This window comes from Tengunoibacter tsumagoiensis, from assembly GCF_003967535.1.
In the GTDB taxonomy this organism is placed as follows: Bacteria; Chloroflexota; Ktedonobacteria; order Ktedonobacterales; family Ktedonobacteraceae; genus Tengunoibacter; species Tengunoibacter tsumagoiensis.
This window is the reverse complement of sequence record NZ_BIFR01000001.1, coordinates 2,496,186-2,517,364: the sequence shown is the minus strand read 5'-3', so window position 1 is coordinate 2,517,364 and position 21,179 is coordinate 2,496,186. Positions and strand designations below refer to the sequence as shown.

At 47.9% G+C, this 21,179-nt stretch carries 27 protein-coding genes; 22 read left to right on the top strand and 5 right to left on the bottom strand.

The features are described from left to right. Positions 1–18: 18 nt before the first annotated feature. Positions 19–1,689 (bottom strand): serine/threonine protein kinase, encoded by a 1,671-nt coding sequence (locus EL628_RS09880; RefSeq protein ID WP_126579788.1) that lies wholly within the window; start codon positions 1,687–1,689, stop codon positions 19–21. A gap of 627 nt (positions 1,690–2,316) precedes the next feature. Between EL628_RS09880 and EL628_RS09875 the strand changes: the two genes are divergently transcribed. The 5 genes from EL628_RS09875 (at position 2,317) to EL628_RS09855 (ending at position 8,259) form a co-directional block, all read left to right on the top strand. Further along, positions 2,317–3,243, top strand: a complete 927-nt coding sequence (locus EL628_RS09875) for a sigma-70 family RNA polymerase sigma factor (RefSeq protein WP_245994044.1) — start codon at positions 2,317–2,319, stop codon at positions 3,241–3,243. A gap of 340 nt (positions 3,244–3,583) precedes the next feature. Further along, entirely contained in the window at positions 3,584–4,819 is a 1,236-nt protein-coding gene (locus EL628_RS09870) for a serine/threonine protein kinase (protein ID WP_161975391.1), read from the top strand. Between the two features lie 127 nt (positions 4,820–4,946). Further along, a complete protein-coding gene (locus EL628_RS09865; RefSeq protein ID WP_126579786.1) occupies positions 4,947–6,620 on the top strand; it encodes a HEAT repeat domain-containing protein in 1,674 nt (557 codons plus the stop codon). A 78-nt stretch (positions 6,621–6,698) separates the two neighbouring features. Then, positions 6,699–7,421 carry a cytochrome c biogenesis CcdA family protein gene (locus EL628_RS09860; RefSeq protein WP_126579785.1) on the top strand — a complete coding sequence of 241 codons (723 nt, stop codon included), beginning with the start codon at positions 6,699–6,701 and terminating at the stop codon, positions 7,419–7,421. A 16-nt stretch (positions 7,422–7,437) separates the two neighbouring features. Then, the gene (locus tag EL628_RS09855) at positions 7,438–8,259 is read left to right on the top strand and encodes a DUF2085 domain-containing protein (protein ID WP_126579784.1); all 822 of its coding nucleotides are present in this window, start codon (positions 7,438–7,440) and stop codon (positions 8,257–8,259) included. 11 nt (positions 8,260–8,270) lie between these two features. Here EL628_RS09855 and EL628_RS09850 read toward each other — a convergent pair whose 3' ends face one another. Continuing rightward, on the bottom strand, positions 8,271–8,573 hold the full coding sequence (locus EL628_RS09850; RefSeq protein ID WP_126579783.1) for a zf-HC2 domain-containing protein: 303 nt from the start codon (positions 8,571–8,573) through the stop codon (positions 8,271–8,273). 233 nt (positions 8,574–8,806) lie between these two features. Here EL628_RS09850 and EL628_RS09845 point away from each other — a divergent pair, with 233 nt between their 5' ends. After that, on the top strand, positions 8,807–9,472 hold the full coding sequence (locus EL628_RS09845; RefSeq protein ID WP_126579782.1) for a sigma-70 family RNA polymerase sigma factor: 666 nt from the start codon (positions 8,807–8,809) through the stop codon (positions 9,470–9,472). Between the two features lie 88 nt (positions 9,473–9,560). On the opposite strand, the gene EL628_RS09840 is transcribed toward EL628_RS09845, so the two are convergent. The 3 genes from EL628_RS09840 to EL628_RS09830 form a co-directional block, all read right to left on the bottom strand. Beyond that, the gene (locus EL628_RS09840; RefSeq protein WP_126579781.1) at positions 9,561–9,827 is read right to left on the bottom strand and encodes a MarR family transcriptional regulator; all 267 of its coding nucleotides are present in this window, start codon (positions 9,825–9,827) and stop codon (positions 9,561–9,563) included. Positions 9,828–10,091: 264 nt separating this feature from the next. Beyond that, positions 10,092–10,487, bottom strand: a complete 396-nt coding sequence (locus tag EL628_RS09835; RefSeq protein ID WP_126579780.1) for a hypothetical protein — start codon at positions 10,485–10,487, stop codon at positions 10,092–10,094. Between the two features lie 96 nt (positions 10,488–10,583). Beyond that, positions 10,584–11,429, bottom strand: a complete 846-nt coding sequence (locus EL628_RS09830; protein ID WP_126579779.1) for a helix-turn-helix domain-containing protein — start codon at positions 11,427–11,429, stop codon at positions 10,584–10,586. A gap of 723 nt (positions 11,430–12,152) precedes the next feature. Between EL628_RS09830 and EL628_RS09825 the strand changes: the two genes are divergently transcribed. From EL628_RS09825 to EL628_RS09750, 16 genes are all read left to right on the top strand, one after another. Further along, positions 12,153–12,512, top strand: a complete 360-nt coding sequence (locus EL628_RS09825; protein ID WP_126579778.1) for a hypothetical protein — start codon at positions 12,153–12,155, stop codon at positions 12,510–12,512. A gap of 40 nt (positions 12,513–12,552) precedes the next feature. Then, positions 12,553–12,843 (top strand): hypothetical protein, encoded by a 291-nt coding sequence (locus EL628_RS09820; RefSeq protein WP_126579777.1) that lies wholly within the window; start codon positions 12,553–12,555, stop codon positions 12,841–12,843. Beyond that, a complete protein-coding gene (locus EL628_RS09815; protein ID WP_126579776.1) occupies positions 12,836–13,144 on the top strand; it encodes a hypothetical protein in 309 nt (102 codons plus the stop codon). The genes EL628_RS09820 and EL628_RS09815 overlap by 8 nt, the downstream gene beginning before the upstream one ends. Next, positions 13,134–13,406, top strand: coding sequence for a hypothetical protein (locus EL628_RS09810; protein ID WP_126579775.1), 273 nt, complete (start codon positions 13,134–13,136; stop codon positions 13,404–13,406). Before EL628_RS09815 ends, EL628_RS09810 begins: the two co-directional genes overlap by 11 nt. Before the next feature lie 445 nt (positions 13,407–13,851). After that, positions 13,852–14,172 carry a hypothetical protein gene (locus EL628_RS09805; RefSeq protein ID WP_126579774.1) on the top strand — a complete coding sequence of 107 codons (321 nt, stop codon included), beginning with the start codon at positions 13,852–13,854 and terminating at the stop codon, positions 14,170–14,172. Then, entirely contained in the window at positions 14,172–14,465 is a 294-nt protein-coding gene (locus tag EL628_RS09800) for a hypothetical protein (protein ID WP_126579773.1), read from the top strand. The genes EL628_RS09805 and EL628_RS09800 overlap by 1 nt, the downstream gene beginning before the upstream one ends. Positions 14,466–14,512: 47 nt before the next feature. Continuing rightward, the gene (locus EL628_RS09795) at positions 14,513–14,785 is read left to right on the top strand and encodes a hypothetical protein (RefSeq protein ID WP_126579772.1); all 273 of its coding nucleotides are present in this window, start codon (positions 14,513–14,515) and stop codon (positions 14,783–14,785) included. 71 nt (positions 14,786–14,856) lie between these two features. Further along, on the top strand, positions 14,857–15,492 hold the full coding sequence (locus tag EL628_RS09790; protein WP_126579771.1) for a hypothetical protein: 636 nt from the start codon (positions 14,857–14,859) through the stop codon (positions 15,490–15,492). 9 nt (positions 15,493–15,501) lie between these two features. Then, positions 15,502–16,464, top strand: coding sequence for a hypothetical protein (locus EL628_RS09785; protein WP_126579770.1), 963 nt, complete (start codon positions 15,502–15,504; stop codon positions 16,462–16,464). A gap of 87 nt (positions 16,465–16,551) precedes the next feature. Further along, entirely contained in the window at positions 16,552–17,532 is a 981-nt protein-coding gene (locus EL628_RS09780; protein WP_126579769.1) for a TOTE conflict system archaeo-eukaryotic primase domain-containing protein, read from the top strand. 13 nt (positions 17,533–17,545) lie between these two features. Continuing rightward, positions 17,546–17,740: a hypothetical protein gene (locus EL628_RS09775; RefSeq protein WP_126579768.1), complete on the top strand. Its 195-nt coding sequence runs from the start codon at positions 17,546–17,548 to the stop codon at positions 17,738–17,740. Positions 17,741–17,792: 52 nt separating this feature from the next. Further along, a complete protein-coding gene (locus tag EL628_RS09770) occupies positions 17,793–18,200 on the top strand; it encodes a hypothetical protein (protein ID WP_126579767.1) in 408 nt (135 codons plus the stop codon). Between the two features lie 211 nt (positions 18,201–18,411). Then, a complete protein-coding gene (locus tag EL628_RS09765) occupies positions 18,412–18,678 on the top strand; it encodes a hypothetical protein (protein WP_126579766.1) in 267 nt (88 codons plus the stop codon). Further along, positions 18,665–18,886: a hypothetical protein gene (locus tag EL628_RS09760; protein ID WP_126579765.1), complete on the top strand. Its 222-nt coding sequence runs from the start codon at positions 18,665–18,667 to the stop codon at positions 18,884–18,886. The genes EL628_RS09765 and EL628_RS09760 overlap by 14 nt, the downstream gene beginning before the upstream one ends. After that, positions 18,883–20,736 (top strand): hypothetical protein, encoded by a 1,854-nt coding sequence (locus tag EL628_RS09755; RefSeq protein WP_126579764.1) that lies wholly within the window; start codon positions 18,883–18,885, stop codon positions 20,734–20,736. The genes EL628_RS09760 and EL628_RS09755 overlap by 4 nt, the downstream gene beginning before the upstream one ends. A gap of 182 nt (positions 20,737–20,918) precedes the next feature. Then, positions 20,919–21,176 (top strand): helix-turn-helix transcriptional regulator, encoded by a 258-nt coding sequence (locus tag EL628_RS09750; protein WP_126579763.1) that lies wholly within the window; start codon positions 20,919–20,921, stop codon positions 21,174–21,176. Positions 21,177–21,179: the final 3 nt, after the last annotated feature.

Below are 21,179 nucleotides of genomic sequence, written 5' to 3'. Positions count from 1 at the left end.
CAGGCATGTAAAGTCGGCTTACGGACGGCGACCATTTTGGGGACGTCCACTTGACCGTAGCCTGCGGATCAGACCACCAAGCCATCCACAGAGCCATGCTACCACTAATCCTGCCAGCAATAAAGCACCTACGTTTATCCATAGTGGCTGGCGCGCAAATAATAAGACTTTTGGCCAGATTGGCTGAACATCGCGCCAGGCCTGGTTTACGATCTCATTGGAGGGCTGACCCGCCAGGCGCTTGTTGAGATCATTCGCCCGCAGACTCACGCGCACAACCAGCCCGATCCCCAACGTAATCCAGAAAGAGATCGTACCAAGGATACCAGCCCAATAGCCAGCCCAGCCACCACGAAGCACCGATCCCCCCTTACGCGTTGCCCGCATCCCTGCCCAGACGTAAAACAGCAGCCCTAATCCCCACGCCAGAATAAAGGCGCCTGGTTCCCGAAGAAACAGGACAATGAGGGCACTCAACATACCCTGCAGCAACCCCCAGGCACACCCTACATCAGTCGGATTAGGCAATGAGACCATCCGAGGCTGAGGAGAAGAGGGGGCTCCATAACGCGGCGAGACGGGTGGATGGGCAGGCAACTGAGGATAGACAGCATGCACCTGTATTGGTGAGCTATATCCTCCAGGCTGAAATGCTGGATAAGAGGACTGAACCGTTGAGGAATTATAAGGGTTATAAGCTACAGGCGGTCCTGGATACGCCGCAGGAGCGGCTGGATGAGGTGCACTCAGATAAAGCGGCGCAGGCGAGGGCACAATTGGCAAAGAGGTCAGCGAGGGCCCCAGGATCGTCTGATCAGCATGAGCCGTAAACTCAGGCTCCATCAACGCTTGTGCAAAATCATGCATACTCCCATAGCGATCATCTGGATGAACAGCCAGTGCTTTCAATAGCACCCGTTCCATCTTCTGAGACACAAGAGGATTAAGCAAGCGAGGAGAAATAAGTTCATCCTGAACGCTTCTTGTTACGGCTGGTGGAGGCAAGCGATTTGTTAACAGGAGGTACATAGTAGCAGCCATGGAATAGAGATCCGATCGTGGGCTTGTCTGTCCAATATACTGCTCTAACGAGCTAAAACCTTCTGAGACTGCTTTGACCAGGGTCTGTGTACCACGCGTTGGATCATATAACTTTGTCAATCCAAAGTCCACCAGCACAGCCTTCTGCTCTGGTGTGATGATGATATTTCCGGCTTTAATATCACGATGCAAAATCGGTGGCTTACGGCTATGTAACTCTTGCAAGACATCAATAATAGGCAGCAACCAGTTTAAAACCTCTTGCTCAGTGCAGGGTCCACTGTGAGCCTGATAGGGCTGTTGTTCACCGATACGCAGACCTGGCAGACGTTGCTGAAGGAGTTGAAGGAGATTCTGCCCTTCAACAAATTGCATGATGAGATAGAAGCGGCCATGATCCTCCAATGCATCGTAGACCTCCGGCAAATGAGGACTCCGGACAGTAAACAGAATGCTCGCCTCCATCAAAGCCTGGCGTCGAGCTGCGGGAGTGACATCGTAGGTCTCTTTCAGTGCACAGAGACGATTCCCCTCGCTCGTATCTACTCCCCGATAGACAGCCCCAAAGCCTCCACGGTTGATCAGATCCCCAATAATATAATGACCACCAATCACCGTTCCCGCTGTTAATAGCACAGGTGAGCTCATAAGTGAGCACTTGCCTCAACTTTCCGCACAACAACACACACTACATATCCTCTTCTCTCGCATATTTGACGTTAGCAATCTTCTCCCCTATCTACGTTTTACCGTTCTCATTAGTTAGAACGTAGAAGATACTCTTCTCGCAAACTGACCATATCTGGCTACAGGCCCAGACGAAACACACAGAGCAAAGAAACCAGACGAAACATAAACCGCAAATGAAAATGAAATGCTTCGAAAACTTCACCCACAAAAAATTGTTTGTGCGACGTTCACTAATGGATGAGGACCTTTTCTTGCCCATCAGATCGAGGGGGGTTGCATATATGGGCATCGCCGGGTTTATAATGATCATACTATCCTTCAACAATATGCTCTAAAGATAGGTAACGAGGAACAGACGAGCCAGAGCTCCGCCAAAATTTGCTTCGAGCCGGCTCCTAACCAGTAGGTTTCCTACCTCCATTTACCAGTCGGAGCGTCCAACACCCAGAGCCTCTAGCCGGGCATGAAGGACTGTTTATCTACTGAATCCGGGGAAGATGTACCTTGCAATACCCCATACGTATGATACAATAAACCAGGACTGAACTGATCTACGTACATGTTGCAGGAGAAGAGAGCAAGCACTTGGAACGAAATGTGATGTTTAACGCAGAACGTGATCGTGAGAAATCGGGTGAATCCGAGCGCGAAACACAACAGGACCATGGCGATATAAGTAGTCTGGCGCAAAGCGATAGCCTGCGTCTCTACCTTCGCGAAATTTCACGCATTCCTCTGCTCTCAGCAGCTAGCGAGTCTCGCCTCGCGGAACGCGCCGAAAATGGAGACAGGGATGCAAGAAATCACCTCATTGAGGCGAATCTTCGTCTAGTCGTGAGTATTGCAAAAAAGTACGTTGGGCAGGGGCTGACCCTGGAAGATTTAATTGGTGAGGGCAATATCGGCTTGATCCGAGCCGTTACCAAATTTGATTATCGAAAAGGCTTTCGCTTCTCCACCTATGCAACCTGGTGGATCAAGCAGGCCATTACACGCGCCATCTTAGAAGGGACACGTGTCGTTCGCCTCCCAGTCTATATTATGGAAGAGGTCATGCGCGTCAAACGCACTACCCGCCAGTTGTATCAAGAAATGGGACGCGAACCTACCCCTGAAGATATTGGCGAACGCCTCAATATGACACCAGAACGCGTCAATGAGCTGTTGATCTGGGCCGAAAAGGTCTTTTCGCTCGATGCTCCTCTCTCCGAAGAAGAGGAGAATACCCTGGGCGATATTATCGAGGATATGCACGAACGCAGTCCATCCGAGATTACCGATCAACAATTGTTACGTGAAGAGATTCGTAAGGTTCTTGGACAACTTACCCTCCGCGAACGACAGGTAATCGAACTGCGCTTTGGTCTGGTCGATGATCATGATCATACGCTGGAGGAGGTTGGGAAGAAATTGAAGGTGACACGAGAGCGCGTACGCCAGATCGAAGAACGCGCAATCCGTAAACTACGTCATCCACAGGCTAGTCGCATTCTCAAAGACTACCTCGACTAAACAAAGCTTTATTATTGTAGAAGAGCATGATGCAGAGGCAAGATACCTGCCATGCTCTCTTCCTCGACCCATTTATTTGGGCACTTCTGCTCGGGTGTCTCACCCGGGTAGCGAGAATATGCGTCGGGTTACCTCTCCTGGGCTCGCTTCTTTCTGTTCTATAGAGAAAGGCGCGACAAACAGAGAGATAACCCGACACTATCAGGTGTTTAAGCGTTCCCACCTCAAAAACGCTTCCCCGCATGGGGACTTGAATCCTTTTGTTCACTAAAGCGAAGAAAGGGGATGCAGCGCCTGTTCCTCACGCGTCTACGCTGAGGCTTCTGCGCTGTAGATGCTGATGAATGAACTAGCAGGGCATACCCTTGGGGGCTACTATTTAGAGGAAGAAGTTGGTCGAGGCTCGATGGGAGTGGTCTATCGCGGCAAACAGATCGCTTTAGGACGCGAGGTGGCGATCAAAGTACTCCCCCAGGTCCTGGCTCGTGATACTTCCTATATCGCTCGCTTCATTCGTGAAGCGCAGATCATCGCTGGACTCAATCATCCCAATATTGTGCAGATCTATGACGCAGGACAGCAGCAGTCGTTGCTCTATTTTATCATGGAGTTTGTTCAGGGTCCTACACTTGCCAATCTGCTCTATCTTGATGGTATGATCCCGCAACACCTGGCTGCCGAATACGCGGCTCAGATCGCTGATGCACTCGATGCCGCCTACAAAGAGCGCCATGTCATTCATCGGGATATCAAACCTGAGAATCTGATGCTCAATCGCTGGGGCAAGATTAAAGTGATGGATTTTGGTCTGGCACGTGCATCTGGCCTCCAGACGATCACGGTGGCTCGTACCCTGGTCGGCAGCATCTATTATGCTTCTCCTGAACAGGTCTGGGGCCATACACTTGATAATCGGAGCGATATCTATGCGTTAGGTGTCGTACTCTATGAGATGGTTAGCGGACGCCGCCCGTTTAATGGACGCACCATGCCCGAGTTGACGCAGATGATTATCAAAGGGTCCATCACTCCTCCTGGTACGTTAAATCCAGAGCTCTCTCCGGAGCTGGAGCAGATTATTATGACGGCCCTCTCTCGCGATCGCCATAAACGCTACTCAGAAGCCAGCTTGATGGCTGAGGCGCTCCGAGGCCTCCATCTTCCAATACCTTCAAATACAGGGGCGCTCCCTCTTGGTCAGCGTCTTCAACGTCCCTTGCAACCACCCAAACGACCACAAGCCCAACGCCCTCGCTATATGGAACAGGTCGAGGATCTCCCAACTAAGAAACAGCCAACACAGGAGATGAAACCTATCCCACACACTCCTTCACATCCATCACTGGCGAATAATCCAACTGCTCAACAGGCCTCTCCTCTACCTCCTACCTATGAGGACCGCCAGGCGATCAGTAATATACCCACCCATCCCTTTCCACGCCCACAGCAGCAAGAAGAGCTGGCTCAACAAGAGCGAGCTACCAATGCTCGCTCAGATGAGCAACAGGCACCCGAAAAGAACCAGGATCGCCATAAGCTCTGGCAACAACTTCAGCAGCTCTTCAAATCTCCCTAACCGGGTTTGGATGAGCAAGGTATAACAAAAAGAGAGCGTTTCTCTGCTCTCATATACAGAGATGGGAGGAGTAAATCATTTACCTTGCTCTTCATTTGATGCTGGTATCGTGGGTGAAAGGAGTGGTGTGGTTGTGCGACAGGCTCGACGAGAAAATGTTCAGGCTGCACTCACCCTGTTACTCGGCCCCGAAACGGAGTATGCGTTGCGTGTGCGTGCAACCCGTCGCCTGATTCGCTACGGTCCTGATATCCTCCCGATCGTCCTCAACGCATTTACCTCGTATCCCGAGATCACAACGCCTGCCTGGCCCTGGTGGCCGCCACAATATGAACATACGAGCAAGCTCCTCCTCCATCTCAGCCAACAGGCTCATCTCTCTCTGGAGGATCTCCTGACATCTTCTTCCTTGACACAACCACCAGGACCCGTCCTCTGGGCAAGCATTATAGAGGCTACATCCCATGTTCCGCATTCCAACTACGAACAACTCCTCTGCCAGGGCCTGGCTGCTCCCTGGCAGACGGTTCGTTATGCGGCGGCTCTTGCCCTGGCGACACGTTCCAGCAAGGTCTTTCTTCACGCTGACTCTCTACAAACGCTGCGAACTCATCAAACGACCGAAGAGAGCTATCCTGTTCGTCTTACTTGCTCCTATGCTCTGCTCCTCAATCATGAACAGTCTGGACTTGAAATCCTTCTGACATTTTTATATGAGGCGGTTCCAATCGATATTCGCAAGGCGGCACTGTTCATTCTTTCGACTGAATTACCAGTACAATTAGTGGCCAATAAACGTGAGCAAGCGACCACACAATTGCTCCACTTACTCTTTGATCCTGATCCCGAACTGGCCCTCCAGGCTGCCTATGCCCTCCATCTCGTGGCGACACCAGCCCTCTTACCTCGCCTTGCTGATCTGCTTGTCACTCCTGAAGAACAGGGGCAAGCAATGGTTCTGGTGGCCTTTGAGGAGCTGGCTAAACGGCAGACGTTCCGCCAACTTATTCGCCATCTCGCACTACCTGCTCGTTTCTTACCCTTTCTAAAAGCTCAGTCTCCTGTCGTACGCCGACAGGCCTGTTATACTCTGGCCGCTTGCGGAGGAGAATATGTTGCTGCTGTTTTAGGGACTGTTGTAATTACAAGAGAACATCCAGCTTATCTCGAGGCAATTGAATGTCTGCGCTTTCTCCATGGCGTACTTCGTGCTCCATTACGGGAAAATGTGCTTCGCTGGCTCATTGGAACGATCAAATTGGCGCAGGAAGAAGGACGTGTGACGGCGCTCGATACGCTGGCCTCTCTGCTCTGGCAGGCACGGAAACGACGCCAGAAGCAGGCCTGGCAGGATCTTAGCCTCGGCCTAACGAAGACAGGGGTAGTGTTCTTACTCCTCCACGATGCGAGCGCCTGGATACGCCAACGAATCCTGGAGATGCTACCTCTTTTGTATCAGCCAGTCAGTACGTTGCCTGGTCTAGAGGCCCTGATTGAGTCTATCCTGCTCTATGACGCAGATAGTGGGGTTCGAGCCTGCGCTGCCTATATCTGCCGTCAACTGGAAGCACGATGGGCACTTCCAGCCTTATTACTCAGCTTGCTCGATGTAGATAAAAATGTTGCTCGTACAGCTCTGCTTGCGTTGGAGCAACTCGCCTCGCCTGAGGATACCATCGTAGTAGCTGCCCTTCAGGAACTTGCTCTGATCCAACATGACGCCGATCAATCAGTCGCAGCATTGGGCTTGGAGGCTCAGGCGCTTCTTAATCGGTGGCTTCCTCAATCGTACTCTGGATAATGTCTGCTTCGCCTTGCGAGCTTCTGCTATAATATGAGGGCGATCGCATCTCAAAGTCGGTAGGAGCAGGCATTTTTTATGAATCCAACAGATATCAGTCTCGGTCTGGCCTTTCTCGCGGGCCTGGCCTCGTTTCTCTCTCCATGCGTCTTACCTCTAGTCCCTATCTATCTTATTCAATTAGTGGGGCAGAGTGTCTATCAGAGCGGTCAGCAACAGACCTTAACGGCACGCTTAATCACATTCCTTCATGCTCTAACATTTGTAAGCGGCTTCACTCTGACCTTTGTAGCCCTGGGAGCTACAGCAAGCACTCTGGGAGGACTCCTGTCAAGTCATCTCCATCTTCTGCGGCAGATTGGGGGGATCGTCCTTCTCCTGGCTGGACTCTACCTGACAGGGATCCTAAAACTCTCATTCCTGGAGCAACAGAAGCGCTTCTCATTCCGCTCAACTCGCCCTGGCTATCTAGCCTCGCTTCTCACGGGCATCATCTTTGCGATTGCCTGGACTCCCTGTATTGGCCCCATTTTGAGCTCGATTCTTATTCTGGCTGGCAGTAGTACCACGTTACAGCAAGGTGTCTTGCTCCTGCTCGCTTATGCCCTTGGATTAGGGGTACCATTTCTCTTGCTTGGGCTGGGCCTGACTGGTCTAAGCCTTGCACTCAAACGGTTAAAACCCTTCTTAGGAGCTATTCAGATTGGGACTGGCGTGCTGATGATGATCGTAGGAGTGGTGATCTTTTTCAATCTCTTTAGCTATTTCAATGCTTACTTTGGCCTGGGATTAGCCCTCTAAGAGAGGATAAAGTAGTATGTGGATGTCACGTTCGGCTGGCTCACAACGATATCTCAAAGCTCCACGCTGGCTCTTACTCTCGACTATGGGGGTCTATCTGGTGCTGGCTGGTCTGCTCGTCTGGTCGCATGAAAGCTCATTGCTCAACGCGCTGCGCTGGCTGGATAGTGGCATCTGTGCCCAGATCTTGACACATTCATTTTATCCTGGAGGTGAACGGCTCCCTCTCTGCGCACGCAATACAGGGATCTATCTGGGAGCATTTCTCAGTGGTCTTATACTTTATGCAAGTGGACATGGACGGGCCCAATTATTGCCTCCTCGTCCCATTCTGGTGGTATTATTGCTCGGAGTCCTGATGATGGCCGTTGATGGCACAAATTCCTTCTTGCTCGATCTTGGCCTCATTCACTTGTATCAACCACAGAACCCGTTTCGCCTGGCAACTGGTCTGCTGGCTGGATTAGCACTGGGCAGTTTGAGCCTTCCTATTCTGAATCAGTTTCTCTGGTGCGATCTCCACGAGCAGCGCAGCATCTCTTCCTGGTCCCACCTCTGCCTGTTCTTGCCTGCGCTGCTACTCTGCTTTTTTGCCATCTGTGCGCAAAATAGCGTGATCCTCTATCCTATTGCCATCTTTAGTAGTCTGGGCCTGATCCTTACAATGGGCTGCTTCAATCTATTGCTGCTGCTGACCGTGTGCCGACGCGAACAACAGTTTGTCGCTTATCGGGAACTCTTTCCCTTTGTAGGATTGGCGATCGGCTGCGCCATAGGAGAACTTCTCCTGCTAGCACAGGGGAAAATGTGGCTTCTCCATCTGTCAGGTCTTAGCTAAGCTTTCTTTGATTAGCAACCTTCAAGATCTGCGCTCAGCGATTGATGGACCTCTTTTGCAAGGGCTGGATCAATCTTTACACGCTCTCCACGCGCCAGGTTCATTACAGCTTCGCGAAGGTGTGCTGGAGCATGCACGATCGTACAGCGATCATGGATGAGTTTCTTTACATGCGAGTCAAAATGAAAGCGACACTCACAGTGAGGACAGCTCTCTAAGTGCTGTTGTACAATAATGACCTCTTCATCACTTAACTCGCGATCAATATAGAGATGAAGCCGTGCTGTCGCTGCAACACAATCCAGACATTCCATAGATACCTTCTCCTACTACAAACTAGCGCTCCATTCCAGGAGATACCATCTTACGTTCTCCCAGCGACAGCCGCCTTGACTGCCAGAGACGAACTCGTCACGCTATCTGTTCATTTTAACAAATCGCGGAGGGGCTTTCATTCCCCAGGCCAGTGCGCTATACTATTGTATACTTTCAAAAAGAAAGTCATGGGAGGCCTTCTCAGAAGAGGCCCGTGTTAGAGGAGCTTTGAATGCAGGACCAGCCACTATTTGAAGTCATACAGAACGAAGAGACCAGTCTACCAGAAGGTACGACGACTGATAACCAGGCGACGCAATCCACCCCCCTACCCGATGAGGATTTTGAGGCTGGCGTTCTCGCACAGCTCGATAGCCTCTATCGTACAGCTTTACGCCTGACAAATAATCCTCAAGAGGCCGAGGATCTTGTGCAAGAAACGATGCTTAAAGCCTTCCGTTTCTCACATTCTTACCAGCCTGGCACAAATCTACGCGCCTGGCTCTTCCGTATCTTGAATACATCGGCAATTAATCGCTATCGCAAACAATCAACTCATCCCAACGCGGTCTCATTACCGGATGGCGAAGAGTTTTATCTGTATAATCAGGTACGAGATCTCAACGGGCAGGAGCTTTCACAGGGCGCGGAAGAGGAAGTATTAAGTCGCTATCTAGACGAGGATGTGTATAAGGCTCTCAACGATCTCCCTCCCAATTTTCGTATGGCAATCATCCTGGCCGATATCGAAGGACTCTCCTATAAGGAGATCGCTGAGGCATTACAGATTCCGATTGGTACCGTGATGAGTCGCATATCGCGGGCTCGGCGGCAGTTGCAGAGATCTTTGTGGCAGTACGCGAAGGATAGAGGCTATGTAAAAAGTGAAGCATCTTAAGCTTCACGAAGTCCCTTCCGCCCTGCCACCCCTCACGCATGAGTACTAAAGATTTCCTTAATCAGTCTAAAAATGAAGAAGAAGATTGTTACACCGGTTTAGCAATCTGTCTGACAGCTTCTGAACCTGCACGCGTAATACGTACATTCACGCAGCGCCGGTCCATCATATCCACAGAACGTGTCACTAATCCTTTACGTTCCAGACGTGCAATTGCTTTGGTTGCAGCAGCAGAACTGACGCCAAGAGCAGATGCAATTTCACCCACTAACCAATGTTCGCGTCGTGCCAGAAATGCCAGAACTTCCAGTTGACGAGATGTAATATTGGCAGACATGCGACGCATCATAGCCATACGCTTTATCTCCTACACATTGAATTCTCTTTGCATATACCCTCTATATGCGTTCATGAGAAATGACGTTGTGTCAAAGATAATCGGGTACAGTTAACTCTTTGCACATGTACGCTCGCAATCCCCAGAGATTCATAAAAGTCATTGAGAAATTGGCAATAGGTGTTTTTAGCTTTGTTTTTGACACCTCAATTGACACCTTATCTATTTGAGCATAAAAAAACACCTTAACCTGAGCAGCTAGGGTGTTTTGAGGAAGCGTAATTATGGTTTTTCTGGAAGACGCTTTAAGATCTGAGTAAGAACAGTTTCTATATTGGTGAAACGTATATTGTGTTCTTGATGGTTTGTTGCGATATTCGATTCCATCCTGTCAAAACGCTGGCGGGTTTCGGTTTGCAGTCCAACAATTTTACCATCTTCTCCAATTAAGTCTGTTCTTAGTTCTGCCAGTTGTGTATTGGTAAATTGATCATGATTGGTAAGTGTTTCAAACAATCGGTCATACTTTTCATTGAGCCTCTCAAGAGTTGCTTTGTTAACAAGTGCTCCAATTGCAATAGTTTGCAACTCAATCGTTTTCTTGAGTTGGGTATGCTCTTGTTCAAGCTGGGTATGTTCCTGTTCGAGTGCTTGTAATCGTTCCTCAAACGTTGGCATGGTTTCGTCTCCCTTCCTGATTGATGGTTCTAGTATAACATCTAGGCGTCGATTTTTACGTAAGTTTTTTGTTAAACCCTTTTTTTGTTGTTGTGATTACTGAGATTGCTTGTTGAAATTTTCTAAAGCTTCTCGGTATGCTTGGATCAGTGGTGCTCCAGATTGTTTCATGTCAATTGCAAACATTCTAGTATCTGAACGTGGAAAGACAATTTCGCTGAATCCAAAGTGTTGCAGTAGTTTGATTCCGCTCCTTGTTGCTCCAACTGATGTCATACTGTCGATAATAATTCCTCTTTTTCCAAGATCAACAACTGTATCCATAAAGCTAGAGATGAGCTTTGCTCCATACCGGCGTCGTAAGTCTTTTTCTAAACTGGGTTTGATGCCAATTTCTGCTATATAAAGTTGTACAGTATTTCTAGCTGCGTATTTCTCTATATCATCCTCATTAATGTCTACATCTCCTAGTAATATAGAAGTATCATCATGTATAACTTTCTCGTATTTTGTGGACCCTGGCCGGAATGGTATAACGGTAGCTATACCTAGAATTTCGTTATTGGTTTTCAGTATATGGACAACTTCAGGATTTTTCTGTATCCAGTTCGTCCATTTTCGAATGAGTGTAGCATCATCCGTGTCTACTTTGGCAGTGAATAATTCTCTGTTAAGTGCAATACATCCAGGGATATCTTCAGAGCTGGCAACTGTAAAACTAGTAGGTTCTATCTCTTCTTCAAGATTGAGGAATGCCTCTAACTCATTATAAAGATTATCGACATCTTTCTTTAAGTAGAAACCCTGTTTCCTCTCTGGAGGAGTTGAATAAGTGATTTTTCCTTTTTGTACATACCGTCTAACCATTGAATCGCTAATATTAAGGATCTCTTTGACTTCTGTTGCTGTATAGTATCCCTTTGGTGCTTGCATTCTTGGCATTTTGTTTCCCTCCCAGTTTTATTTAGCTCGTTTGTCTTGTACCATTCAATTATAATCCTTCCTGTGAAGATTAGCAAGATTTGTAAGATTACACCCTTGACTTTTCTCTGATTGGGTGTTATCATACTTATGAAGCTTAGTAAGATTTGTAATGATTGTAATCTAACTAATGCAATTTGGAACGCTAAGGCAAATAAAAGCCGCTCACGTCTGGTCCACGCTTGCGGCAATGTTTGAGAACTTAGCAGATGGTTACGTTGGCACATAACTAAGCGTTATCCTCACGGTTATTAAGCCATAGGGGACACGCACGAGTCAAGGAAGGAGATCTGAATGCTTCGCTGCTGGCGCATTTATTATTCAGATGGTTTGATTATTGAGCTTTGGCGTGTTCGTATGCCAACACGGTTTGCAAAAGCAATGGTTGATGGCACAAGTTTTCAAATTAAATTGTGGTTTGGACAGAGCCCCTTAAAAAGCATTTAAGGTTTTCGCTACCTCTTTGGTATTGATTATCTACCAGAAAGAAAGGAACGGTGTTTCTATGAAAAAGCTTTTCATCCCTGCTCTTCTCGCGCTTGCTAGCATGCTGTTGTACCTGGATTGGCCCCAGATCATCCCATTTCTTCATCAGATTTTTGGTGTGTCCCTTTAGCTGGTTGTGTTGGCTGAGGAGATGATGCGTCCAGCTCTCTCCTCATCAGAAGAAGGATTGATAGAGCTATGGCTCATTTAACAGCAAATGATTTTTATTGTGATGATCGTACTCAGCTTCTTCGTCAAACGTGTCTTGGCCTTGCTGATGCTTCAGAAGTGCGTTTGTCTGCTTCTTTTGATGAGATTTCGACAGCAGATAATCGTCTCATGCAAGGCTTTCAAGTGCTTTCTGATTTAGGCGTTGCTCCTGGTCAGCATGTGGGCCTTCCTCCTGAGGCATACGACAGCAATGCATCGCTTATGGCTGAATATGTCGCTGGTCAATGGATGTTATTGCCGACACAGGGATCATCTAATTTCCTTGTTGATTTCATTGTCCTTCGTTCCTACATCAATCTAACGTATCGCTTTCTTGCAGCATCTTAAGAGTCTCCTGGCTGTTATTGTTTGGGGAAGGAATGTCTCTATGGAATTTCATCTACCAACTCTGGTTCTAGAGGTTTTTCTCGAGTGGGCACGTTGCAATCAAAAAGATCATGATTACGTGCAGCAGAATTTAAGCTTCCTTGATGAGTGTCAGAACAAAAAGGATCGTGTCTCTTTAGAGGTTGCTCGTGATGCTGCTCTTCGGCTCTCGCTACTTGCTCGTGATCATGGGTTCCCGTTTACTGCTGACTCTTTCGATGCTTACTATCAAGAGTGTTCTCGTCAATTGCTTCCCTATTGGCGGCAGAACTGGGAGATGAGCAATGTCTAAGGTATCGTCAAAAAGTAAAGATGTTGGTGATCGTGGGGGAAACCGTGTGCAGGTTTGGGTGAACTCTTTCGAGCAGGCTCAACCTGATGTTATTGTCAAACATTCCTATACGCATCATGTTGAGGTGAGCTTGCTTCGTGTCATGCAAGATCGTCGGTTAACTTCTGCCGCCGTTGCAAGCGTGCATGTTCCTCGGCTTAATTATTGGGTCTGGTTCAAGGATATTCACATCAGTTCAGAGTATGGGTTGCAGGCAACATTAATGTTGCTGCCTGATATGGTTGAGGCTTTTGGATGGTGAAGTGAAAAATAATCATTTTCGGGAAGTGCAAGCAATGAGAGTTTGCCTCTGGTTTTCTGGTTGTGATCCAAGTCTTGGCAGTGGTGCTGATATTCGGATAGAGGTTGAGGCAGTGTGGCCATCTGAAGCAGTGCAGCAAGTGATGGAGCATTATCATTTAGTGTCGGTTGAGGCTGCTCTCATTCAGACATTGGTGTCAGACGAGCATTTGTGGTTGTGTGCTCCGGTGATTGGTCAAGATGGTTTGCTTTACCGTCTGTAGCCAGGGAGGCATGTATGAACCATCGGGCAATTTCTCTTCTTGTTTTGCTGATTGATTTTGTTGGTATTGTGTATTGTTTCTCGGCAGGCAATCTTGTTGGAGGTCTTGTTATAGGGTTTGCGTTTCTGTTCTTTGTGGTGATGATCGTGATAGCGAGGTGAGGGATGGATAGCCATTGTGTGAATTCTTCCTGGCTGAATACCGCAGCGCAAGATTTCCGGCGTTGCTCTTCATGCGGATTTCTTCAGCGGCTCGTTGAGGGGGAATGGAAGACAGTGCCACTTTCTCCGTTGAGAAAACGGCGGCCACAGCATCCGTTCTCACTTGGGCGAAAGATTCAGCCTGGTTCTTATGTCAATTGGGAAAGATCAAAAACCCTTCGTGATTATTGGATGTGAGCTTGTCAAAGGAGTACAGGGCATTGGCCCAGAAAGTGGAATGAGATATGCCTCAGAATGAATCTCTGGATCAAGAGCAATGGGACGCTGGTACTGCTCGGTATGCCTATCAGTTCATTTCGTATGTGCGTCATGTGCAAGCTTCTTATTCTTGGCCTCAACCTCCAACCGTTGTCCAGATAGCGGGTTTTATCTGGTCGCTTTATCACATTGTCAGTGGAGGTTTGTCATATGCAGACTGCTTGCAGATGGTTCAAGCGTCGTTTCAACATCTTCAGGCGTCCCCTACTACTGAGCTTATTCCTTTAGCAGTCTTGTATGAGGCTGGTTTTCCTCCTCTAGATGTTTATCGTGAGGAGAACCAGTAATGGCGAAGAAGAGTACCATGGTCGCTGGTTGTCATAATCATACCTGGGTACAGAGCTCCGTTTGCGGGTATTGGATGTGTGCCAATACCTTTATGGGAGCAAAGTCAAAGCCTGTGAGTTGCGGTGCGGCTGCTCATTGTCCAGGGTGTCTAGGCCATGTGGTGCAAGGAGTGATGATTCGTCTCTGCTCGATGTATGCTGATTGTTACTTGCCAGCGCTCCCCACTCGTACTCGTGCTGTTGAGATTGATCGTTTTACGGTTCCGATTGCTGACCAGCAAAGCTTATTCTGATGTTCTGTTGTTTGGTTGTTACATCATCTTTTGAGGAGAGGAAATGCATGGAAATTGTTGTTAATGGGCGTGCTTATTCTATGGACCCTAACGATTCAAACGGTGTGTATCTCTTGTGGTCCATGGTGATGCAGGTTGTTGCGCTTTATCCTTCTTTGTCAGCGGATCAGATCGGCTCACTTATGGCTGAACGCTTTGGTGATTCTTCTGCTTTCTATCTAGCCATGGTTTCTGCTTTTTTTGAGTGGAACGCTCAACAGGTTCAGCTTCCTGAGCCTTTTTCGCTCGAGTTTTTGCGTCAACATGGCTTCCCTTTTTAAGTTTGTTGAATAGTTTTTGTGTGTATGGTCCCTGGTGAGGACTGGGGGCCTTTTCTGAAAGGAAAAAAATTATGATGCATTGTATCGGATATATCAAGTTTGGTAACACCTATCCTATCAAAATGAAAAATGGTGGGCAAAAAGAGATGGTTTCGTTTACTGTTGTTGATGGTTTTGGGACGAACTATTCGTTTCAGATGTGGCCCGATGACCCACAGCATGCTGAGGTTGCTGCAATCATTAAAGATGCTCGTCGTCAACCTGTTCAGGTAGATGTGGCGTCACACGTCGCCCGTCTCCGTAAGTTTCAAGATGGCAGTGAGAAGCCGCAAACAAACTTTACTGCAACGAATGTGCAGTTTCTTTCCGGTTCGATTACTCCTCGGGTCTGGTGCTCTGGGACGGTTCAGTACGGCGGAGCGTATGAAGTGGGCGGAAAAGATCGCTCCAAGAAAATAATGCTCTCGTTTTCTGTCGCTGATGAAATTGCAAATAGCTATGCGTTCCAGATGTGGCCCGATGATCCACAACACTCATGGCTTGCTCCATTGATTGCTCAGGCTCGCCGTCAACCAATTGAGGTTGATGTAGCCTCGTATGTGGCTCGTCTCCGCAAGTTTAAGGATGGTACCGAAAAGCCACAAACAAACTTTGTTGCAACGAATGTGGTGTTTCCTGGTTTATCGCAGTCCGAACAGTCGGCATAGGAGGCTTCCATGAAAATTAGTACTGTTGTGCAGGTCCATTTCTTTCGTGAGCGCTTTGATGTCTTGCTGTGTGTGCTGGTTCCCTTGTTCCTCATGATTGAGTCCGGGTATGCGAATGCCTGGACCTTTGCAGGTGGTGCTTTAGGCTTTGATCTCAATACCTTGAATGCGCTTATTCGTGGCATTCTGCTTGAAACGCTCATCTATGCAATGTTCTTGCTTGTTCGCATTTTTATCGGCAAGGGATGGAAAGGGTACCTGATCGCATTCATTCCAGGCATGATTGGAATGGTTGCTATGCTGGTCTCGGCGGGCTGCAACTTAGCCTGGGTGAATTCAAGCGGAGAGTTAACAAAAGCGATTGCAGCTATCTCTCTTGTGTTGCCAGCTCCAGTTGTTGAGGTGTTTAAGATCGGTTTAGGGCTCTTGTTTCCAGTCTCTGTGGGGGCTCTTGCTCTGTTGGATATTACGCGTCTGGTTCATGAGATGTTTAAGTCCTTAAAATTTCAACAGAAAGCCATGGCTGCTGAAACAGCGGAGCAACACATTCACCGCATCAAAGAAGAGCGCAAACGTGCTACAGCTCAAGCGGGCTCTGAGTATAAAGAATACTTTGAGGCGGAAGCAAAGAGAATGGTTGAAAATGTGAAACGAGGGGATATGTCATTTGGCTTGAATGCCATTTATGAGGATGAGCCAGAGAGTAAGCCTGTTGTTTCAACAGTCAAGCCTCTTCAGATTGCGGGTCCGGCTGCTCCTGCCTTTGGTCCTCCTTCTAGTCGTCGCCCGTCTATGCCTTCGGCTGGTGCTCCACTAGGGCCGTCTCCCTTTGCGGTTCCTGCTGCTGGTCAAATGATGCCTTCTGCTCCGAATGATGTGATCAGTGGTGTTCCAACCATCACGATTGACGCATCAGGTAGTCCTGTTCCTAGACCCAATAGAGGAGCTCCTAATTTCCCGCCACGTCGGTAGCGTTCATCTTGCACGCCTTGCACAATTGCCTGCGCACAGAAAGTGAAGGCGTGCATCCTCTCCGGTTGAGTGAAAAGGAAGAAGGATATGTCAGTTGATCAGAAAATTGCATTTTCATCTGAGGCATTGCGTCCTTTTATCTTTGCCTGCATTGGTCGTTTTTCAGATTTTGCAGTTCAACAGAAAAATGGTCAATATCGGCGGGTAGGTCGTCCTCTCTCCTATGATGATCTCATTGATCATTTCAATGGGAAGCTGACCATCGGAACCTATCTTATTACAGATGCTGGCCTTTGTCGCTCGGTCGTGTTCGATAGTGATAGGGAAGATGGATTGCTCCAGCTCCTTGAATTGCAGGTTCAGTTGGAGCTTGCTGAGATTCCATCGTATCTGGAATCTTCACGGCGTGGTGGACATCTTCGGATCTTCTTTGATCGCGCGGTTTCTCCAGGTCTGGCTCGTCGTTGGTTTCTTCCCTGGTGTCCCTCTGGAGTAGAATTTTATCCTAAGCAGGATACTTTGGACGGTTTGACCTATGGCTCCTTAATGCGTCTGCCTCTGGGTATTCATCGTTTGACAGGGCTCTGGTATCCCTTTGTGACCCTGGTCAATGGGGAAATGCTTCCTGTCGCGAATACGATACATGAGACGCTGCAATGGTTTGCGACAATCGAGCGGGTTTCGGTTGCAGCATGTCCCACGGAGTCCGTTCAGCTTGAAGATCAACAAAAAAAATACCCTTCAAAAAAAGGCGTGGGCTTGACCACGCCCCCACAAAACATGACCATTCGCGACTGGTGCCATATGCAGAACGCCAGGGAAGTTATTGGTGGCTATGTTGATCTGGATCGACAAGGCCGCGGGTGCTGTCCCTTTAGTGATCATCATCGGAATGGGGTAGATCGTCATCCTTCTTTTTTTGTCTATCAGCCGTCACCTCCTGATATTGCCTGTTGGTATTGCCACACATGGAAGAGAGGCGGATCACTGTTTGATTTTTTGAAGCTCTACTACGGACAGGATGCGAGAACGCTCTGGGCGTCCATCCTGGGCGGTGCTCGATTTTAGAAAGGATGAATCTATGCCTGAGGAACAGAATGTGGAATTTGCGCTGCTTATGCAGGCTTGGCACGAGGGCGTTCGTGCTCAAGGGAAAGTGTATGAACCGTTACGATTCCTGGTGGCATTTGTTCAACAGCATGAACAAGTTTGCTCTGAAACCTTCTATCAAAAGGTGGTGGAGTTTTACAAGGCTGGCTATGTTGGAATGGAGTAATTTTTTGTTGTCCTGCAAACAGGGAATACAGTTTTAAAAAGGATTGCGTTTCATGAATGAAAAAAGAATGATCTCCTTTGAGGTTTCGATTGAGTATCTTGTTTCTTACGCAAGGTCTGTAGGTCGTCTTCAGCACTCACTTCGCTCTCCCTATGATGAAGCGTTTCTTACTCAAATGCTTAAGCAGACTGGACCTCTTGATGCTGAGTCATGCGCCCTTTTAGCGCAGGCATATGCAGAAGGATATGGGGAAGGGGATAAGATGGAAAGTGATCTTTCAGATGTTCGTGACATCAATCAAGCCATTTGGGACAATGTGAATGGACACAACAATGGAGTTTATGCAGTGCTTTCTAGTGGTGATGTTGTTCGCATTAATCAAGCGAAAATCGTTAGTGGTTTACTCGAAGTTCATGCTCCTTATGGTTGGATCGCTCCAGTGAGAGTCTACAAAGTGTAGTATGTTTGTCTGTTTGTCTGGTTGTCCTGGTAGGTTGTTTCTTATCTGCTGCGCCCCTGCTCTCGTTGGTGGGGGTGCGCACCACAGAATTAGTAATACGTGGTGCGCTATTTACCTAGATGATTACTCTAGTTATATTTCTTCCCTGGTATTTTTCTGGTTGTGCTGAATGGATGGTTCGTTTATTGCTAGTCTGGTTGGAGGTGCTTCTGTGGGAAAAAGATTTATTCTCAGTCGATATCGTCTTGATGAGATGAGTAGCCGTGGGCGAAGTCATCGGTTGAATGAGGCAGATTTTAAACCGCATCGATTGCGTCCATATGGCTATGATACTGGCTCCTTTTCCTATCAACAGATGTTTCAAGTTCATCAATCACGTTCAGGCAATGTGGCAGACAAGAGGGCTTCGAAAAAAGCGGCCCGTCAACAGTTTCAAAAACAGCTCAGACAGGAGAGGATGACAGATGAACGTCTATAATGTTGCGCTTTGGCGTCGGTTTGCAGTGAATGAGCTTCCTGTCCTGGTTGATGATATTGAAGCGTCTTCTCCTCTGCTGGCTGCACTCTTTGTGATGCAATTCTATAACATTCGTGTTGTGCAGCATGTAGCGGTAAGCTGTTCTAATGGTTTCATCTGGCGTCATGGTCGTCTTTCCATGGTAGAAGAGAGTAAGGTGTCGGTATGAAAAAGCAGACACTTTTGACTTCTCCTCCTGAACTGAAAATTGTCAATCATACACCCGATACGGTTTTTATCAATTTTAAGTTTGCGAATGAAGATGGGACTTTAACCGGCGAATCAATGCCTGATGAGGTGGCTTCACAATTGGATGAGTGGCAACAGCAAGCGAAGCAAGAGCAACAGGATGTACAGACTTCGCTTGTCTTCTCCTATCCGGTTAATGGAGTCTTCTCCTATCAGCCGCTTTTCATGCGATCTCATGGCTCATCTATGTGGTCCTGGCTTCTGCATACGCCGTCCAAAGACATCTCTGTGAAGATGGCACATGGAACGGTGAATCGTGGGCTCTTCTGCCAGGTGCGTTATTCCTCTCACTTGTTGCATATGTTCAGTGCAGAAGAGTGCATCATCTGGGCGGAAGCAATGCTTGCTGAATTGTTGCCTGGGACATTTCATAAGCAGGTCTCAGAGCTTCATCTCTGTTGTGATGTCCAGGGCTTTGACTTCTCGCACTTGCAGCTTGCAGGCAATAATCAATTACCCTTTGTCTCTCGGGTGACAACTATTCGTGATCGCCCTTCTGTGCCAACGAAAGAGGAACAAGAGGGCGGGCTTTCTTCACAAGAAATTACTGCATTGGAGCAACGTATTCAAGCGGAAAGTGCATCCTGTGAAGGGGTTGAGGTCTTTCCTATGGGAGTTTTGACCACCGCTCATCGGAAGATTGCAACAATTGATTTTGGCTCACATCGCTCGGATATTGCAGCTCAAATTTATAACAAGACATTGGAGGTTGTCAGGCATCAGAAACAGTGGATCTATCCGATCTGGCTCCTCAATGGTTGGGATGGTGAATCACCAATCTGGAGAATAGAGTTTCGTTTTCGTCGCGCCTTCCTGCGTAAATATGAGCTCAATGAGGCTTTTACCGTCCTCCAACTGATGCGCCAACTCTGGCAATATGCGACGTTTCAATGGCTCCGCTTCGTGGATCTCGACCAGCCACACGGCGTCAACATGTCCCGTCTGCCAACCCATCCGGTCTGGGAATATATTCAACAGGCATATGACCAGGATGAGCCCGAAAGAAGCAAGGAAGGTGAGCGAGACATTCTGACCAGATGTATTGTTCATGAAAAACCATTAGAGACAATCAGACAAGCAACAGCTATCCAGCTCCATGACCAATTGCAAGTAGAGATTGATCTATCGGCTCCTCATCTCTGTGATGATCTTCATCAGGACCAGATGAAGAGATTACGAGACAATGATCTGGGTATTGTTCAGACCTTGCAGGATGAGGATATTGAACTGCTTCGTGAGCTGGCCGCGGAAGCAATGAGTACGTTGACTGGACCGCAACAGGATCAGGTGTGTTCCTGGCTGGCCCCATCGCTTCAGGAAGTGCAAAAGGTCATTGTCAAACAGGAAAAAGGGATCACAAAACGTCGGGCGGCTCTTGCTCAGTGTTTGGGAAATATGCGGTCCTATATGGCCCTTCTCGAGCCAGAAGAAATACCATTCCGAATGCGCAAGTTTAACCAGTCGCTTCCCGATTTCTTTACCTCAATGATGCTCTTTGCACGTGCTGCCTGGGCCTATGATCAGGAAAAAGGACGTTCTCATGTGGAAGAGGTTCATAAAAAGCAGTGTAAATATGGTTTTACCCTGGCTCTTCAACGTGAAGTGGATCGTGAAACGCTCGGTGTTGAGCTTCCATCGGATGACCCCTTTCATGAGGACTTAGTGAAAGAGGATTGGGACGCTCTTTATGCTGCTCTGGCAGAGAGTAAACGCTCCTTCCAACGTCGTCAAGAGAGAAAAGATCTTGATGATGACAGAGAGCTAATTTAGAAAGTAGGTGTGCTATGAAGGTCAATTGTCACCAGTGTGGATCGGTTGCTGAGTGTACTTCGTACTGGGTCCATCTTCCGAAGGGCCGAAAAGAATTACGGCTCCTGTGTGCTCATTGCGTCGTTCGGTTGTCAGCTACTCCTTACTTACAGTTTCCTGGGAAGCAGAAATAGAGGTGTATTATGGCTCGATCTCGTCGTAATCCAGTAGGCAAATTTGGAGGTGTTGCAGTTCCTCCTCCTGGTCCAGCTCCGGAGAAGCTTCTTGATGTAGAAGGTGCTGCTGCTTGGCTTGGGGTTAGTCGCACAAAGGTTTTTGAGCTGATGCGTGATGAGGGCCTTCCTGTAATCCGTATGTCCGGTCGTATGATTCGCTTTGATACCAATAGCCTTTATCAGTGGGCTTTGACAAGACAGACTAATTATGTGTTTATCGCTTAAGCG

Coding starts and splice junctions, on each gene's coding strand:
- EL628_RS09880 (WP_126579788.1), bottom strand. CDS start 1,689: ATGAGCTCACCTGTGCTATTAACAGCGGGAACGGTGATTGGTGGTCAT.
- EL628_RS09870 (WP_161975391.1), top strand. CDS start 3,584: ATGAATGAACTAGCAGGGCATACCCTTGGGGGCTACTATTTAGAGGAA.
- EL628_RS09860 (WP_126579785.1), top strand. CDS start 6,699: ATGAATCCAACAGATATCAGTCTCGGTCTGGCCTTTCTCGCGGGCCTG.
- EL628_RS09855 (WP_126579784.1), top strand. CDS start 7,438: ATGTGGATGTCACGTTCGGCTGGCTCACAACGATATCTCAAAGCTCCA.
- EL628_RS09850 (WP_126579783.1), bottom strand. CDS start 8,573: ATGGAATGTCTGGATTGTGTTGCAGCGACAGCACGGCTTCATCTCTAT.
- EL628_RS09845 (WP_126579782.1), top strand. CDS start 8,807: ATGCAGGACCAGCCACTATTTGAAGTCATACAGAACGAAGAGACCAGT.
- EL628_RS09840 (WP_126579781.1), bottom strand. CDS start 9,827: ATGGCTATGATGCGTCGCATGTCTGCCAATATTACATCTCGTCAACTG.
- EL628_RS09835 (WP_126579780.1), bottom strand. CDS start 10,487: ATGCCAACGTTTGAGGAACGATTACAAGCACTCGAACAGGAACATACC.
- EL628_RS09830 (WP_126579779.1), bottom strand. CDS start 11,429: ATGCCAAGAATGCAAGCACCAAAGGGATACTATACAGCAACAGAAGTC.
- EL628_RS09825 (WP_126579778.1), top strand. CDS start 12,153: ATGGCTCATTTAACAGCAAATGATTTTTATTGTGATGATCGTACTCAG.
- EL628_RS09820 (WP_126579777.1), top strand. CDS start 12,553: ATGGAATTTCATCTACCAACTCTGGTTCTAGAGGTTTTTCTCGAGTGG.
- EL628_RS09815 (WP_126579776.1), top strand. CDS start 12,836: ATGTCTAAGGTATCGTCAAAAAGTAAAGATGTTGGTGATCGTGGGGGA.
- EL628_RS09805 (WP_126579774.1), top strand. CDS start 13,852: ATGCCTCAGAATGAATCTCTGGATCAAGAGCAATGGGACGCTGGTACT.
- EL628_RS09800 (WP_126579773.1), top strand. CDS start 14,172: ATGGCGAAGAAGAGTACCATGGTCGCTGGTTGTCATAATCATACCTGG.
- EL628_RS09795 (WP_126579772.1), top strand. CDS start 14,513: ATGGAAATTGTTGTTAATGGGCGTGCTTATTCTATGGACCCTAACGAT.
- EL628_RS09790 (WP_126579771.1), top strand. CDS start 14,857: ATGATGCATTGTATCGGATATATCAAGTTTGGTAACACCTATCCTATC.
- EL628_RS09785 (WP_126579770.1), top strand. CDS start 15,502: ATGAAAATTAGTACTGTTGTGCAGGTCCATTTCTTTCGTGAGCGCTTT.
- EL628_RS09780 (WP_126579769.1), top strand. CDS start 16,552: ATGTCAGTTGATCAGAAAATTGCATTTTCATCTGAGGCATTGCGTCCT.
- EL628_RS09775 (WP_126579768.1), top strand. CDS start 17,546: ATGCCTGAGGAACAGAATGTGGAATTTGCGCTGCTTATGCAGGCTTGG.
- EL628_RS09770 (WP_126579767.1), top strand. CDS start 17,793: ATGAATGAAAAAAGAATGATCTCCTTTGAGGTTTCGATTGAGTATCTT.
- EL628_RS09760 (WP_126579765.1), top strand. CDS start 18,665: ATGAACGTCTATAATGTTGCGCTTTGGCGTCGGTTTGCAGTGAATGAG.
- EL628_RS09755 (WP_126579764.1), top strand. CDS start 18,883: ATGAAAAAGCAGACACTTTTGACTTCTCCTCCTGAACTGAAAATTGTC.
- EL628_RS09750 (WP_126579763.1), top strand. CDS start 20,919: ATGGCTCGATCTCGTCGTAATCCAGTAGGCAAATTTGGAGGTGTTGCA.